Origin of the sequence: Streptomyces sp. 8N706, from assembly GCF_052245415.1 — a bacterium.
Lineage (GTDB): Bacteria > Actinomycetota > Actinomycetes > Streptomycetales > Streptomycetaceae > Streptomyces.
In genome coordinates, this window is record NZ_JBQQBW010000088.1 from 1 (window position 1) to 14523 (window position 14523).

The 14523-nt window shown below is 72.0% G+C and carries 14 protein-coding genes and 1 pseudogene; 12 read left to right on the forward strand and 3 right to left on the reverse strand.

Features of this window, described 5'->3' with window-relative positions; genetic code table 11:
* Positions 1-663: glycosyltransferase family 4 protein (locus ACTWQE_RS25780; RefSeq protein ID WP_443331434.1), on the forward strand; the 663-nt coding region annotated here is incomplete at its 5' end.
* 434 nt (positions 664-1097) lie between these two features.
* Here the strand turns inward: ACTWQE_RS25780 and ACTWQE_RS25785 are convergent.
* Positions 1098-2894: an AMP-dependent synthetase/ligase gene (locus tag ACTWQE_RS25785; protein WP_443331435.1), complete on the reverse strand. Its 1797-nt coding sequence runs from the start codon at positions 2892-2894 to the stop codon at positions 1098-1100.
* A gap of 274 nt (positions 2895-3168) precedes the next feature.
* Between ACTWQE_RS25785 and ACTWQE_RS25790 the strand changes: the two genes are divergently transcribed.
* The 7 genes and pseudogenes from ACTWQE_RS25790 to ACTWQE_RS25820 all read left to right on the forward strand — a co-directional run bounded on the left by ACTWQE_RS25790 (position 3169) and on the right by ACTWQE_RS25820 (position 8837).
* Positions 3169-3930, forward strand: coding sequence for a metallophosphoesterase family protein (locus ACTWQE_RS25790; RefSeq protein WP_443331436.1), 762 nt, complete (start codon positions 3169-3171; stop codon positions 3928-3930).
* A 108-nt stretch (positions 3931-4038) separates the two neighbouring features.
* A complete protein-coding gene (locus tag ACTWQE_RS25795) occupies positions 4039-4488 on the forward strand; it encodes an SRPBCC family protein (RefSeq protein ID WP_443331437.1) in 450 nt (149 codons plus the stop codon).
* Between the two features lie 14 nt (positions 4489-4502).
* Positions 4503-4598: pseudogene (locus tag ACTWQE_RS25800) on the forward strand (ArsA-related P-loop ATPase); the annotation flags it as partial.
* 45 nt (positions 4599-4643) lie between these two features.
* On the forward strand, positions 4644-6326 hold the full coding sequence (locus ACTWQE_RS25805; protein WP_443331460.1) for an ArsA family ATPase: 1683 nt from the start codon (positions 4644-4646) through the stop codon (positions 6324-6326).
* Between the two features lie 64 nt (positions 6327-6390).
* On the forward strand, positions 6391-6825 hold the full coding sequence (locus ACTWQE_RS25810) for a DUF5304 domain-containing protein (protein WP_443331438.1): 435 nt from the start codon (positions 6391-6393) through the stop codon (positions 6823-6825).
* Between the two features lie 264 nt (positions 6826-7089).
* Positions 7090-8031 (forward strand): ROK family glucokinase, encoded by a 942-nt coding sequence (locus tag ACTWQE_RS25815; RefSeq protein WP_443331439.1) that lies wholly within the window; start codon positions 7090-7092, stop codon positions 8029-8031.
* A 41-nt stretch (positions 8032-8072) separates the two neighbouring features.
* Complete coding sequence (locus ACTWQE_RS25820) at positions 8073-8837, forward strand: endonuclease/exonuclease/phosphatase family protein (protein WP_443331440.1); 765 nt, start codon at positions 8073-8075, stop codon at positions 8835-8837.
* A 15-nt stretch (positions 8838-8852) separates the two neighbouring features.
* Here the strand turns inward: ACTWQE_RS25820 and ACTWQE_RS25825 are convergent, their stop codons facing one another.
* Together ACTWQE_RS25825 and ACTWQE_RS25830 are read right to left on the reverse strand one after the other, a co-directional pair.
* A complete protein-coding gene (locus ACTWQE_RS25825) occupies positions 8853-9473 on the reverse strand; it encodes a hypothetical protein (RefSeq protein WP_443331441.1) in 621 nt (206 codons plus the stop codon).
* Positions 9466-10248, reverse strand: a complete 783-nt coding sequence (locus ACTWQE_RS25830) for an alpha/beta hydrolase (protein ID WP_443331442.1) — start codon at positions 10246-10248, stop codon at positions 9466-9468. The genes ACTWQE_RS25825 and ACTWQE_RS25830 overlap by 8 nt, the downstream gene beginning before the upstream one ends.
* A 227-nt stretch (positions 10249-10475) precedes the next feature.
* On the opposite strand from ACTWQE_RS25830, the gene ACTWQE_RS25835 reads away from it, so the two are divergent.
* The 4 genes from ACTWQE_RS25835 (at position 10476) to ACTWQE_RS25850 (ending at position 14468) form a co-directional block, all read left to right on the forward strand.
* Positions 10476-11243 carry a lysophospholipid acyltransferase family protein gene (locus tag ACTWQE_RS25835; RefSeq protein ID WP_443331461.1) on the forward strand — a complete coding sequence of 256 codons (768 nt, stop codon included), beginning with the start codon at positions 10476-10478 and terminating at the stop codon, positions 11241-11243.
* 25 nt (positions 11244-11268) lie between these two features.
* A complete protein-coding gene (macS, locus tag ACTWQE_RS25840) occupies positions 11269-12561 on the forward strand; it encodes a MacS family sensor histidine kinase (RefSeq protein WP_443331443.1) in 1293 nt (430 codons plus the stop codon).
* Complete coding sequence (locus ACTWQE_RS25845; RefSeq protein WP_443331444.1) at positions 12558-13247, forward strand: response regulator; 690 nt, start codon at positions 12558-12560, stop codon at positions 13245-13247. The genes macS and ACTWQE_RS25845 overlap by 4 nt, the downstream gene beginning before the upstream one ends.
* 192 nt (positions 13248-13439) lie before the next feature.
* On the forward strand, positions 13440-14468 hold the full coding sequence (locus ACTWQE_RS25850) for a 6-phosphofructokinase (RefSeq protein ID WP_443331445.1): 1029 nt from the start codon (positions 13440-13442) through the stop codon (positions 14466-14468).
* Positions 14469-14523: the final 55 nt, after the last annotated feature.

Consider the following 14523-nt stretch of genomic DNA (forward strand, 5'->3'; position numbering starts at 1 on the left):
CTCACGCCGCAGGCCGCGGGCCGGATGGTCCAACTGCCGCCGGGGGTGGACGAGAAGACGTTCCACCCGGGGTCGGGCGGTGACGAGATCCGGGAGCGGCTCGGGTTGTCGGACCGCCCGGTGGTGGTGTGTGTCTCCCGGCTGGTGCCGCGCAAGGGCCAGGACACACTCATCGAGGCGATGCCGCGGATCCTGGCCGCCGTGCCGGACGCCGTCCTGCTGATCGTCGGCGGCGGTCCGTACCGCGGGGACCTGGAGAGGCTCGCCGCCGGGAAGGGCGTGTCCGGTTCGGTCCGTTTCACCGGCCCGGTTCCCTGGGAGGAGCTGCCCGCGCACTTCGGGGCCGGTGATGTGTTCGCGATGCCCTGCCGCACCCGCCGCGGCGGCCTGGACGTCGAGGGTCTCGGCATCGTCTATCTGGAGGCCTCGGCCACCGGGCTGCCGGTCGTGGCCGGGGACTCCGGTGGCGCACCGGACGCCGTGCTCGACGGGGAGACGGGCTGGGTGGTGCGCGGAGGCGCGCCCGAGGACGCGGCCGAGCGGATCGTCGCTCTGCTCCAGGACCCCGAACTGCGACGGAGCATGGGGGAGCGGGGGCGCGCCTGGGTGGAGGAGCGCTGGCGCTGGGACCTGCTGGCGGAGCGGCTCACCGAGCTGCTCTGACCGCCGCGACGCCCGTTCGGGGCGGTCGGAGCAGCTCGACCGCCGCGACGCCCCGTTCGGGCCGACGTTCGAGAGAGCACTGCCCGGTACCGCCGGGCACGGGTCTCCCGGGCCCGCACCCGGGCGGCGGACGCCGTACACGTGCCCGGCCCGTACCGGGGAGCCGCCATTTTCAGGACCAGGGGAGTCCGGGCGGCTCCGGACGAGCGCGTGGGGTCGCCCCCGGATTCGGACGGGCCTCACCGGCCGAAGCCACGGGCGGAGCCGTACCGGGCGTCGCGCGGTGCGTCCTCCCGGTCATGGCGCCGGGGTGTCCGCCGAGCACGGCGGCGGCCGGCGAAAATCGGCGGAAACCGGCGAAAAACAGCAACGGCGGCTGAAACAGCCGCCGTTGCACCTCGATCCGCCCTCGGCTGATCCGCCGGTCCCGGCGGTCAGTTGTGGTAGATCGCCTCGATGTCGTCCGCGAAGTCCTTCGCCACGACATTGCGCTTGAGCTTGAGCGACGGCGTGACGTGCCCGGAATCCTCGGTGAACTGGGCCGGCAGGATACGGAACTTGCGGACCGACTCCGCCTTGGAGACCGCGGCGTTGCCGTCCTCCACGGCCTGCTGGACAGCGGCCAGCAGATCGGGGTCGTCCCGCAGCTCGGCGACCGTCGCCCCGGCCGGCTTGCCGTTGTCCTCGGCCCAGCGCGGCAGGAACTCCTCGTCCAGAGTGATCAGCGCGCCCACGAACGGCCGGCCGTCACCGACGACCATGCACTCGGCGATCAGCGCATGCGCCCGGATCCGGTCCTCGATCACCGCCGGGGCGACGTTCTTGCCGCCCGCGGTGACGATGATCTCCTTCTTCCGGCCGGTGATCGCCAGATAGCCGTCCTCGTCGAGGGTGCCGATGTCACCGGTGTGGAACCAGCCGTCGGACAGCGCCTCCTGCGTGGCGGACTCGTTGTTCCAGTAGCCGCTGAAGAGGTGCTCGCCGTGCAGCAGCACCTCGCCGTCGTCGGCGATCCGGATCACCGAGCCCGGCAGTGGCTGGCCCACCGTGCCGATCTTCTGCCGGTCCCACGGGTTGAAGGCGGTGGCGGCGCAGGACTCGGTGAGGCCGTAGCCCTCCAGGACGGTGAAGCCGATGCCGCGGTAGAAGTGGCCGAGCCGCTCGCCCAGCGGCGCGCCGCCGGAGATCGCGTACTCCCCGCGGCCACCGAGCACGGCCCGCAGCTTGCTGAAGACCAGCCGGTCGAAGACCTTGTGCTTGAACTTCAGGCCCAGCGACGGTCCGGAGGGGGTGTCCAGCGCACGGCTGTAGGCGATCGCGGTGTCCGTCGCCTTGTCGAAGATCTTGCCCTTGCCGTCCGCCTGCGCCTTGGCCCGAGCCGAGTTGTAGACCTTCTCGAAGACCCGCGGCACGCCCAGCACCAGCGTCGGCCGGAAGGAGGCCAGTTCGTCGGTGAGGTTCTTGATGTCCGGTACGAGGCCGAGCTTGATCGGCGCGAGTACGGAAGCGATCTCGACCAGACGGCCGAAGACATGCGCGACCGGAAGGAAGAGCAGCACGGAGGACTCGCCGGTGCGGAAGAGCGGACGCAGCCGCTCGACCACATTGCCGCACTCGGCGAAGAAGTTGCGGTGGGTCAGCACACAGCCCTTGGGGCGGCCCGTGGTGCCCGAGGTGTAGACAATCGTCGCGGGGGAGTCGGCGTTCGCCAGCGCGCTGCGCTCGTCGACCTCGGCGTCGGAGATCTCCGCGCCCTTGGTGCGCAGCTGCTCGACGGCGTCACGCTCGATCTGCCAGATGTTCCTCAGCTCCGGCAGACGGTCACGCACGGACTCCACCGCGGCCTCGTGGACAGCGGTCTCGGTCAGACAGCCGACCGCGCCCGAGTCGCCCAGGATCCAGGCGATCTGCTCGGGCGAACTGGTCTCGTACACCGGGACGGTGACCGCGCCGGCCGTCCACACGGCGAAGTCCAGCAGCGTCCACTCGTAGCGGGTTCTGGACATGAGACCGATCCGGTCGCCCGGCTGCACACCGGCGGCGATCAGACCCTTCGCCGCCGCTCGTACCTCGGAGAGGAAGTCGGTGGCGGTCACGTCCTGCCAGCGACCGTCACGCTTCCTGGCGATGACCGGCACATCGGGATGCTGAGCGGCGTTGCGGCGGATGAGATCCGTCAGGTTGCCGTCCGCGGGGACCTCGTACAGGGCCGGAAGGCTGAACTCGCGCAAGACTGCTGCTCCTCGTCGGACGCCGGCGGCGCCACGTCGTGTCCGGCGTGCTGCGTCGGCTGCGGTCCATGTCATGCGATGGGGGTGGGTGGGCTGCCCGGACGTTACCGATCGGTAGTGCCATCCCGATAGGGGCTCCGCGCAGATGTTTCATGCGTCACATACCGCGGGGGGATTGCACCGCGCACACTAGTCCAGCGCCGGTTGACTCCAAAGTAACCGCAGGTCGGGCCCGCTCCCCGGGGCCTGGGGACACGGCGTAGGGTCATGAGGCATGCGAGTCCATGTGGTGAGCGACGTGCACGGCAACAGCCAGGATCTCGCCAGGGCAGGAGACGGTGCCGACGCCCTCGTCTGCCTCGGTGACCTGGTGCTCTTCCTTGATTACGCCGACCACTCGCGCGGCATTTTCCCAGAGCTCTTCGGCGTCGAGAACGCCGACCGCATCGTTGAACTGCGTACCGCACGGCGCTTCGAGGAGGCTCGCGCGTTCGGCGCTCGGCTGTGGGCCGGAATCGACCGCGGAAGCGCCATCGAGGCGGCCGTACGCAAGCAGTACGCCGAACTCTTCGCTGCCTTCCCTCAACCGACGTACGCCACCTACGGCAATGTCGATATTCCACATCTGTGGCCGGAGTACGTCCGGCCCGGGATCACCGTCCTCGACGGGCAGCGCGTGGAGCTCGACGGCCGCGTTTTCGGCTTCGTGGGCGGGGGCCTGCCCAGCCCGATGCGCACCCCGTACGAGATCGACGAGGAGACGTACGCCGAGAAGGTCGCCGCGCTCGGGGAGGTGGATGTGCTCTGCTCGCACATCCCGCCCGAGGTGCCCGAACTCTGCTACGACACCGTCGCCCGCCGCTTCGAACGCGGCAGTTCGGCACTGCTGGAGGCGATCCGGAAGAACCGTCCGCGCTATGCGCTCTTCGGCCATGTCCACCAGCCGCTGGCGCGCCGGATGCGGATCGGGGCGACGGAGTGCGTCAACGTCGGCCACTTCGCGGCCACCGGCCGGCCCTGGGCCCTGGAGTGGTGACGCCCGGCGCGGGCGGACGGGCCGGGCAGCGGCCCTCCGACCTGCGCGCGGTAGCCTTCACCACCAGGCATACAGGTCGCGGACGACCGTAGTGGAGGAGCCACGGCGATGGCGGAACACACCAGCTCGAGCATCACGATCGACGCGGCACCGTCCGAGGTCATGGCGGTGATCTCCGACTTCGACCGCTACCCGGAGTGGACCGGGGAGGTCAAGCAGGCCGAAGTCCTGGCCAAGGATGCGCAGGGGCGCGCCGAGCAGGTCCGGCTGGTGCTCGACGCCGGGGCGATCAAGGACGACCACACCCTCGCCTACACCTGGTCCGGGAAGAACGAGGTGAGCTGGTCGCTGGTCAAGTCGCAGATGCTGCGGGCCCTGGACGGCTCGTACAGCCTGGCCCCCGCGGAGGGCGGCAAGCGCACCGAGGTCACCTACCGGCTGACCGTGGACGTCAAGATCCCCATGCTCGGAATGATCAAGCGCAAGGCGGAGAAGGTCATCATCGACCGGGCGCTGGCGGGCCTCAAGAAGCGCGTCGAGAGCGAGGCACAAGCCTGAACACGCGGACGATCCTGGTCACCGGCGCGGGTGGTGCCGGGCGCACCACGGTAGCGGCGGCGACCGCCCTGGCCGCGGCCCGCCGCGGTCTGCGGACCCTGCTCCTCACCACCGACCGGTGCGGCACGCTGGAGGCGGTCCTCGGCATTCCCGGCATGGCGGCGAGGGGCGACCGGCCGGCGGACCGTGCGGCCCGCGACCGCGGAGCGGACCGTACGGCCGTCCCTACGGGGTCCCTGCCCTGGTTGCGGCCGGTCCGGGCCGCGCCCGGCCTGTGGGCGGCCCGGATCGACTCCGGTGAGCACCTCCGTACGGAACTGCTGGCCCTCCAGGAGCGCGCTGCGGCCGCCCTGGACCTGCTGGGCGCCGTACCGCTCGACCGGGAGGAAGTCACCGAACTCCCCGGCGCCCCGCAACTGGCGCTGCTCCGCGCCCTGCAGGCGGTGCACGCGCTCACGCCCTCCGGGCCGGGGGAACGCGGTCCCGGCGCCCATACGGATACGGACATTCCGTCACAGGGGCGGACACAGGGCTCTCCCGGGGCCGACGACACCGGGGCTCCCGGCGCGGCCCGGGTGCCCGGACCCGGCGCCGCCCCGCCGTACGACGCGGGGGGTGACGTACGGCCGCCCGCCGGCCCCGGCCCCCGGCCGCAGGGTCAACACCCGTGCGCGGGCGGTGAGACGGCGGAACCGGCCGTACCGGGTGAGCACGCTCCGGACCCCTCCGTCCGGCCGGAGGGCCCACGACGGGCGTACCCCGCGGCGGACAGCGGCCACGCTTCCCGTGGGCCCTCCGCCCGTCCGGATCAGTCCTGCTCCGCCGATGAGGGCGGGCGCTCCGCCGACGAGGGCGGGCGCCGGACAGCCGATGTCCCGCACCCCGCCGGTGACAGCGGGTCCCCACCAGCCGCAGTCCCGCCCGCGGCCTGGGACGTCGTGATCGTCGACATGCCGCCCACACCGGAGGCGCTGGCGCTGCTCGCCCTGCCCGAGCAACTGCGGCGCTACCTCCGCCGCCTGCTGCCGCCCGAGCGCCGGGCGGCCCGTGCGCTGCGGCCCATGCTGGCCCAGCTCGCCGGCGTACCGATGCCCGCACGGTGGCTGTACGAGGCCGCGGACCGCTGCGCGCGTGAACTCGCCGTCGCCCAGGCCGTGGTCGAGTCGGACGCGACCAGCGTCCGGATCGTCATCGAGCCCGGTCCGGCCGGCGCCGACGCGTTGCGCACGGCCCGTGCCGGACTCGCCCTGTACGGTCTGCACGCCGACGCCGTCGTCGCCAACCGGCTGCTCCCCACCGGCTCCGCCGACCCCTGGCTCGCCGCCGCGTCCGGCCGGCAGCAGACCGCCTTGAAGAGCCTGTACGAGGATGTCGCCGCCGGGACCGCGCTCTGCGAGGTGCCGCACCTCGGCCACGACCCCCGTGGCCGGGCCGACCTCGAGGAACTGGTCGAGCGCGCCACCTCCACCACCCTCGGGGGGCAGGACGGCGCGGCCGCACTGATCGAGAGCGCCGGGCTCTCCAGCGGGTTCGATACGCCCGCAACCGCACCTGCTGCCCGAGCCCCCGGACACGTCGAGGACCGGCTCGCCGAGGAGGGGGTGCTGCTGTGGCGGCTGCCGCTGCCGGGCGCCGAACGCGACGACCTCGACCTGAGCCGGCGCGGCGACGAACTCGTCGTCACCGTCGGGCCCTTCCGCCGGATCCTGCCGCTGCCCTCCGCACTGCGCCGCTGTGCCGTCTCCGGCGCGGGTCTGGCGGACGGCGAGCTCACGATCCGCCTCACCCCGGACCCGGGACTCTGGCCGCTGACGGCACGGACGCCGCCCGTACGGTGAACGGCGTACCCCCCTTCGGGTAACGTCGAGAGATACGTCCGAAGCCCTTTCGCAGGAGCCCGCCATGAGCGATGCCACCGAGCGCCCCGCAGCCGATTCCGCCGACGCGACCGATGCCGACGCCTGGGCGAAGGCCTGCGCGGAGGACCTCGCGGCGGAGAGGGCGCGCCGCCGCACGCAGTACGGGACACAGCCCGGCAGCGCCGCCGAGGAGCTGCGCAGGCTGGCCGACGCGGTCGCCGACCGGCTCTCCGCCCTCCAGGCGCCGCTCGCCGGCACCGCTGCCGGGGGAGCCGTGCAGCAGCTGATCGCCCAGGCGAGGGCTGCCGTCGAGCCGGTCGTGGAGCGCAACCCGGAGGTCTTCGACCACCTCGCCGCGGCCGGGTCGGAGCTCCTCGCCGCCTACCGGGCGGCCGTCCAGGGGCAGGAGCGCCGCTGGACCCGGGGTGAGGACGGCCCGGACGGCCCCTCCGGGTCCGAGCGGATCGACCTCGACTGACGACGGGGGCTCGGGGCTCGCGGCAGGGGCCCGCGCGCTCCCGGTGGCGCCGGTGCATCCGGCAGGCACACGGCCTCCCCGCGGTGCCCGTGCTTCCGGCAGGACCTACGTCCCCTCCGTCAGCCCGTGCTCCCGCCGGGACACATGGCCGCTCCGTCAAGCCCGTGAGTCCCGTCGTCCCCAGCCCTCCCTACTGCCGGTACGCCCCGTCCCCCTCCGGTACGGTTGGTCGCAGCGGGGATCGACCGAATAACTGAGGGACACATGGGACTCACCATCGGCGTCGACATCGGCGGCACGAAGATTGCGGCCGGTGTGGTCGACGAAGAGGGCTCGATTCTCGAGACGTGCACGGTATCCACTCCGCCCACGCCCGAAGGGGTCGTCGACGCCATCGCGGACGCGGTACGCACGGTCAGCACCGGCCACCAGGTCGAGGCGGTCGGCATCGGCGCCGCCGGCTATGTGGACGACAAGCGGGCGACCGTACTCTTCGCCCCCAACATCAACTGGCGGCACGAGGCGCTCAAGGACAAGGTCGAGCAGCGCGTCGACCTGCCGGTCGTCGTCGAGAACGACGCCAACGCCGCCGCGTGGGGCGAGTACCGGTTCGGAGCCGGGCAGGGCCACGAGGACGTCATCTGCATCACCCTCGGAACCGGCCTCGGCGGCGGCATCATCGTCGGCAACAAGCTGCGCCGCGGCCGCTTCGGCGTCGCCGGCGAGTTCGGCCACATCCGAGTCGTCCCCGACGGCCTGCTGTGCGGCTGCGGCAGCCAGGGCTGCTGGGAGCAGTACGCCTCCGGCCGTGCCCTGGTCCGCTACGCCCGGCAGCGCGCCGTCGCCACGCCCGAGAACGCCACGATCCTGCTCGGTCTCGGCGACGGGACCCCCGACTCGATCGAGGGCAAGCATGTGAGCGAGGCCGCCCGGCAGGGTTGCCCGGTCGCCGTCGACTCCTTCCGCGAGCTGGCCCGCTGGGCCGGTGCGGGCCTGGCCGACCTGGCGTCCCTCTTCGACCCGTCGGCCTTCATCGTCGGCGGCGGTGTCTCCGACGAGGGCGACCTCGTCCTCGAGCCGATCCGCAAGTCCTTCCGCCGCTGGCTGGTCGGCGGTCAGTACCGGCCGCACGCCCAGGTGCTCGCCGCGCAGCTCGGCGGCAAGGCCGGACTGGTGGGCGCGGCCGACCTGGCGCGTCAGGGCTGACCGGCAGAGGCTCACAGGCAGCGAAGGACCGGCACGAAGGGATGGGAGCGATGCTCGCGGACCTGCCCGAATCCCGTACGGAGCCCGACGGTTCCGCGGTGGTCCGCGTGCTCAGCTACAACATCCGCTCGATGCGTGACGATCGGGCGGCGCTGGCCCGGGTGATCCGGGCCTGCGCCCCCGATCTCGTCTGTGTGCAGGAGGCGCCGCGGTTCTTCCGCTGGCGCAAGGCCGCTGCCTGGCTGGCCCGCGAGTCCGGTCTCGTGTACGTCACGGGCGGCGCGACCGCCTCCGGCCCGATGATCCTCTCCTCGCTCCGCGCCCATGTGGAGCGCACGGAGGATCTTCTGCTGCCCCGCACACCCGGCCTCCACCAGCGGGGCTTCGCCACCGCCGTCGTACGGATCGGGGGCGCCCGGCTCGGCGTCCTCAGCTGCCATCTGAGCATGAACGCGCGTGAGCGCTACGAGCAGGGCGGGCTGCTGCTCGACCGCCTCGCGGCCGACGGTGTCCCGCACGCGGTGGCCGCGGGCGACCTCAACGACCGGCCCGAGGGCCGTACGTTCCGCAGGCTGGCCGCCGAACTGCAGGACGCCTGGGCGGCCAAGCCGTGGGGCGGCGAGTACACCACCCGGCCTGGCGACCCCCCTCAGCGCATCGAAGCGATCCTCCACACCCATGGGGTCGAGGTCCTGGGCTGTGGCGTCCCGAGGGGCCTGCCGGGCATCACCGAAGCGGACCTGCGGACGGCCACGGACCACCTCCCGGTGCTGGCCGCCCTCAGAGTTCCCCCCGCGCACACGTAGCCGGATGCACTGACTTCAGACCACCGCGCCGCGGCCCGGGTCGTCGTCCCCGTCGTCGCCGTCCCGCATCCGTACGACCAGAGTGGCGAAGCCGCCGAGGAAGCCACCGACGCCGAGGGCGGTGAGCCACCACGTCATGTCCCAGCGCAACAGCACCGCGAGCAGAAGCAGCAGCGGGCCGCCGAGGACCGCGAGCCAGGCGAACTTCGCCGTGGTGTCCGCTTCGGGGAGCGGCGGCGGCTCCGGGGGAACGAAGTGGCCCTCGTCGCCCTCGTCGTCGTCCTCCGACGCGTCGGGCGATGTCCAGTCGCGCGGGCCGACCCCGGACGCGAAGGCGGTGACGCTGGAGCCGAGAGGACGGTCCGGCACACCGGCGCTCCCGGGCGCGCCAGGCCCCTCGGGGCCGTCGTCGTCCGGCTCGTCGTCCCGGCCCGTCGGGCCCGGGTGCTTCTGCCGCTCGCGGTCCTCCGCGGCGTCCTCGTCCTCGTCGTCCTCGTCCTCGCGCTCGTCCTCCGAGGAGAGATCCGGGTCCGCGGGCTCCTCGCCGTACCCGGCCACGATCGCCGCCCAGACGGCGTCCTCGTCGACCGGGTCCCGGCCGTCCTCACGGCCCGCACCGGGGTTGCGCTCAGCCACCGCTCGCCGTCTCCTTCTCCCTGCCGGCATGCGGAGCGAGCCGCCCGATGAAGTCGTACGAGTCCTGGAAGATCCGCTCGGCGTCGTGATCGAGCGTCGCCACGTGATAGCTGCGCTCCAGAAGCGTCTCGGTGACGTCCGTCGACGAGACCCGGCTCAGGATGCGGGCCGAGTCCGCGGGCGCGACCACATGGTCCTGCGGGCTGTGCAGCAACAGCATCGGCTGGGTGACCTGCGGCAGTTCGGAGTCGAGCAGCCGGAAGAAGCGGCGCAGCGAGTGGGCCGCGTGCAGCGGCACACGGTCGTACCCGACCTCGGTCATCCCCTCCTTCGCGATGTCGCTCACCAGCCCCTTGGTGGTCCGCACCAGATGCCGCGCCACCGGCAGGGCGTACGCCGACAGCCCGTGCATCCTGTTGGCCGGGTTGACGAGCACGATGCCGCTGATCGCATCGCCGTGCTGGGCGGCGAGCCGCAGCGAGAGGGCGCCGCCCATCGACAGGCCGAAGACGAAGACGCTGCTGCACCGGTCGATCAGGATCCGCAGCTCGCGATCCACCTCGGCATACCAGTCCTGCCAGCCGGTGAGCTGCATGTCCTGCCAGCGGGTGCCATGCCCGGGGAGCAGGGGCAGCGACACGGTCAGTCCGCGCTCGGCCAGAAAGTCGGCCCAGGGGCGCAGCGACTGCGGGCATCCGGTGAATCCGTGGCAGAGGAGGACGCCGGTTTCTCCGCCCTCATGGCGGAACGGCTCGGCTCCGGGGAGGACCGGCACCAGAGGTCTCCTGTTCGTCGTGGGGTCGTGGAATCGCGGTGCGTGCGGGGTGGGGGTGCGTCGTGGGGGGCTGCGAGGTTCGAGGCGGGACTCGGTGTGGACTTCACCGTACGCGACGGGGCCGACACCGGGTAGGTCCGACCGCGGCCTCGGGAGCCGGACCTGCACGGCAGCAGGTTAAGGTCTCCTCGTCGGACACAGGAGGTCCTCGGTTGCTGTACGGCGCAATGAAACTGTCCATCGGAGGGACGCTGAAGCTTGCCTTCCGCCCGTGGGTGGAAGGTCTGGAGAACATCCCGGCCGAGGGGCCCGCGATCCTCGCGAGCAACCATCTGTCCTTTTCGGACTCCTTCTTCCTGCCCGCCGTGCTCGACCGCAAGGTCACCTTCATCGCGAAGTCCGAGTACTTCACCTCCCCCGGAGTGAAGGGCAGGCTCACGGCTGCCTTCTTCAAGGGCGTCGGCCAGCTGCCGGTGGACCGGTCCGGGGGCCGTGGCGCCGGTGAGGCGGCCATCAAGAGCGGCATCGGCGTACTGGAGCGCGGCGAGCTGTTCGGCATCTACCCGGAGGGCACGCGCTCGCCGGACGGGCGCCTCTACCGCGGCAAGCCCGGCGGCCTGGCCCGGGTGGCGCTGGCCACCGGCGCCCCGGTGATCCCGGTCGCGATGATCGACACCGAGAAGGTCCAGCCGCCCGGCAAGGTCGTGCCGAAGATGCTCCGTCCGGGTATCCGTATCGGCAAGCCCCTGGACTTCACCCGCTATCACGGTATGGACAGCGACCGGTTCATCCTGCGGTCGGTGACCGACGAGGTCATGTACGAGATCATGAAGCTGTCGGGCCAGGAGTACGTCGACATCTACGCGACAGCTGCCAAGCGGCAGATCGCGGAGGCCGCGAAGAGGCAGGCCGAGCTCGAGAAGGCCGAGAAGGCGCACGCCGCACGGGCGAAGAAGGCCGAGAAGGCGGACGAGCAGGAGAAGGCCGGGGCGTAACCGCGCCCGGCAGGGGGGTGGGGAGATGGCACTGCGCACCGAGGCACGCGGGCTGCCCGGCGCCATGGGGACGAGCCGCCGCGAAAGGGTCGTCCGGATGTCCGTGGAGCAGCCGCTGTGGCAGGCGCTGACCGCCTTCCGGTTGCTGACCATGGTGTACGCGCTCGCCCGCTACATCTGGACCTACGAGGAGTACGCGCGCCCGCTCGGCGGCTGGATCTATCTGGCGGTCCTCACCGTCTGGACCCTGGCCACCTCCCACAAGGTGACCTCGGCCTCCCGCTGCACCTACCGCTTCCTCGCCGTCGACATGACCATCGCCCTCGCCGGCATCCTCCTCACCCCCGTCTTCGACGACCCCGCGCGCGTGGCCGCCGGAGAGGCCACCCTTCCCTCCATCTGGACCGCGGGCGCGGTGCTCGGCTTCGCCATCAAGGGCGGCTGGCGCTGGGCCGCGGCAGCCTCCACCGTCCTCGGGCTGTCCAACATCATCGAGCGCGGTGAGCTCTCGAAGGGCAATGTGCACAGCATCGTGCTGCTCTTCGTGGCCTGTACCGCCGTCGGCTACGTCGTCGAGGTGGCCCGCGCGAGTGAGCGCACCCTCGCCCGGGCCCTCCAGATCGAGGCGGCCACCCGCGAACGGGAGCGGCTCGCACGCGACATCCACGACAGCGTGCTCCAGGTGCTCGCGATGGTGCAGCGGCGCGGCACCGAGATCGGCGGGGAGGCGGCCGAACTCGGCCGGATGGCAGGCGAGCAGGAGGTCGCGCTGCGCACCCTGGTCTCCAGCGGCCTGGTCCCCGCGGCCCGTCAGGCTCCCGGGGCCGCACCGTCGGAGGAGGAGGCGGGGCAGGTACCGGAGACGGAGCACGCGCGCGTGGCCGACGGGGGCGCCCAGAGCGGCGGCCTGTGCGATCTGCGCGCGCTGCTGGCCCCGTACGCCGGTTCCCGGGTGTCCTTCGCGGAGCCCGGCGCGCCCGTGCTCCTGGAGGCGGCGGCTGCGGCGGAGTTGGCGGCGGCTGCCGGTGCCGCCCTGGACAATGTCCGCAAGCACGCCGGCGAGGGCGCACAGGCGTGGATCCTGCTGGAGGACGAGCCGGACGCGGTGATCGTGACCGTACGGGACGACGGCCCCGGTATCCCCGAGGGGCGGCTCGCCGACGCCGAGCGGGAAGGCCGCCTCGGCGTCGCCCTCTCGATCCGCGGCAGGCTGCGGGACCTCGGCGGCAGCGCCGAGCTGCTGTCGGTCCCCGGGCAGGGCACGGAAGTCGAGTTGAGGATCCCGAAGGGCAACCGGGGGAGCGAGGGGGAGCGATGAGCGAGCAGCCCACGACGGTCAGGGTGATGGTGGTCGACGACCACCCGATGTGGCGGGACGCGGTCGCCCGCGACCTGGCGGCGGCCGGCTTCGATGTGGTGGCGACCGCCGGGGACGGCCCGCAGGCGGTCCGCCGCGCGCAGGCGGCGGCCCCCGATGTGCTGGTCCTGGATCTCAACCTGCCCGGAATGCCGGGTGTCCAGGTCTGCAAGGAGCTCGTCGGGTCCCATCCGGCGCTGCGCGTGCTGGTGCTCTCCGCCAGCGGTGAGCACGCGGACGTCCTGGAGGCGGTCAAGTCCGGTGCCACGGGTTATCTGGTGAAGTCGGCCAGCGGCGAGGAACTGCTCGACGCCGTACGGCGCACCGCCGTCGGCGATCCCGTGTTCACCCCCGGCCTGGCGGGGCTGGTGCTCGGCGAGTACCGCCGGCTGGCCGCGGACCCGGCTCCCTCCGCGTCCGACGAACCCGGCGCGCCCCACCTCACGGAACGGGAGACGGAGGTACTGCGGTTCGTGGCGAAGGGGCTCTCGTACAAGCAGATCGCGGAGCGGCTCGTCATCTCGCACCGCACGGTCCAGAACCACGTCCAGAACACCCTCGGCAAGCTGCAACTCCACAATCGCGTGGAACTGGTGCGCTACGCGATAGAGCGCGGTCTGGACGACGACGGCCGGGAGTCTCCCTGACGCGCCTGCCGCACGGGTGCCCTGTACGGCGTGCCTCGCGCCCGAGGCGGGGCATCCGCTCGTACGAGTGAACGCTCGGCCTCCAACGCCCTTGGTCCGCTCAGGAATCACCGCCCCGCCCCATCCTCTGTGACGTGGATCACCGTTAGCGTGAGCCGCACTACGGGTCAATGCGGGAGAAAGGAAGATTCCATGCGGGTCGGAGTACTGACCGGTGGCGGCGACTGCCCCGGGCTCAACGCGGTCATCCGGGGCGTCGTCCGCAAGGGCGTCCAGGAGTACGGCTATGACTTCCTCGGCTTCCGGGACGGCTGGCGCGGGCCGCTCGACGGCGACACGGTCCAGCTCGACATTCCGGCGGTGCGCGGCATCCTGCCGCGCGGCGGCACCATCCTCGGGTCGTCGCGGACCAATCCGTTCAAGGTGGAGGACGGCATCCGCCGCATCAAGGACAACCTCGCCAAGCAGGAGGTCGACGCGCTGATCGCGATCGGCGGAGAGGACACGCTGGGCGTCGCCGCACGCCTCGCCGACGAGTACGGCATCAACTGCGTCGGCGTCCCCAAGACCATCGACAACGACCTGTCGGCCACCGACTACACCTTCGGCTTCGACACCGCCGTCAACATCGCGACCGAGGCCATCGACCGTCTGCACACCACCGCCGAGTCGCATATGCGGGTGCTCGTCGTCGAAGTGATGGGCCGTCATGCGGGGTGGATCGCTCTGCACTCGGGCCTGGCCGGTGGTGCGAACGCCATCCTCATCCCCGAGCAGCGCTTCGACCTCGGCCAGGTCTGCGCCTGGGTCGAGTCCCGCTTCAAGATCCGTTACGCGCCGATCGTGGTCGTCGCCGAGGGCGCGATGCCCAAGGACGGCGACATGGTCCTCAAGGACGGCTCACAGGACTCCTTCGGGCACGTCCGCCTGTCCGGCATCGGCGAATGGCTCGCCAAGGAGATCGAGAGCCGTACGGGCAAGGAAGCCCGTACGACCGTACTGGGCCATGTTCAGCGCGGCGGCACCCCCAGCGCCTTCGACCGCTGGCTCGCCACGCGCTTCGGGCTGCACGCCATCGAGGCGGTACGGGACGGGGACTTCGGGAAGATGGTCGCCCTGCGCGGCACAGACATCGTGCGGGTCCCGATCGCCGATGCCACCATCAAGCTGAAGACGGTCGACCCGAAGCTGTACGCCGAGGTCGGCGTCTTCTTCGGCTGACGCCGTCCGCTCCCGGGAACCGGCCCGCGCGCGGGCGCCCGGTCGCGCGGCAGTC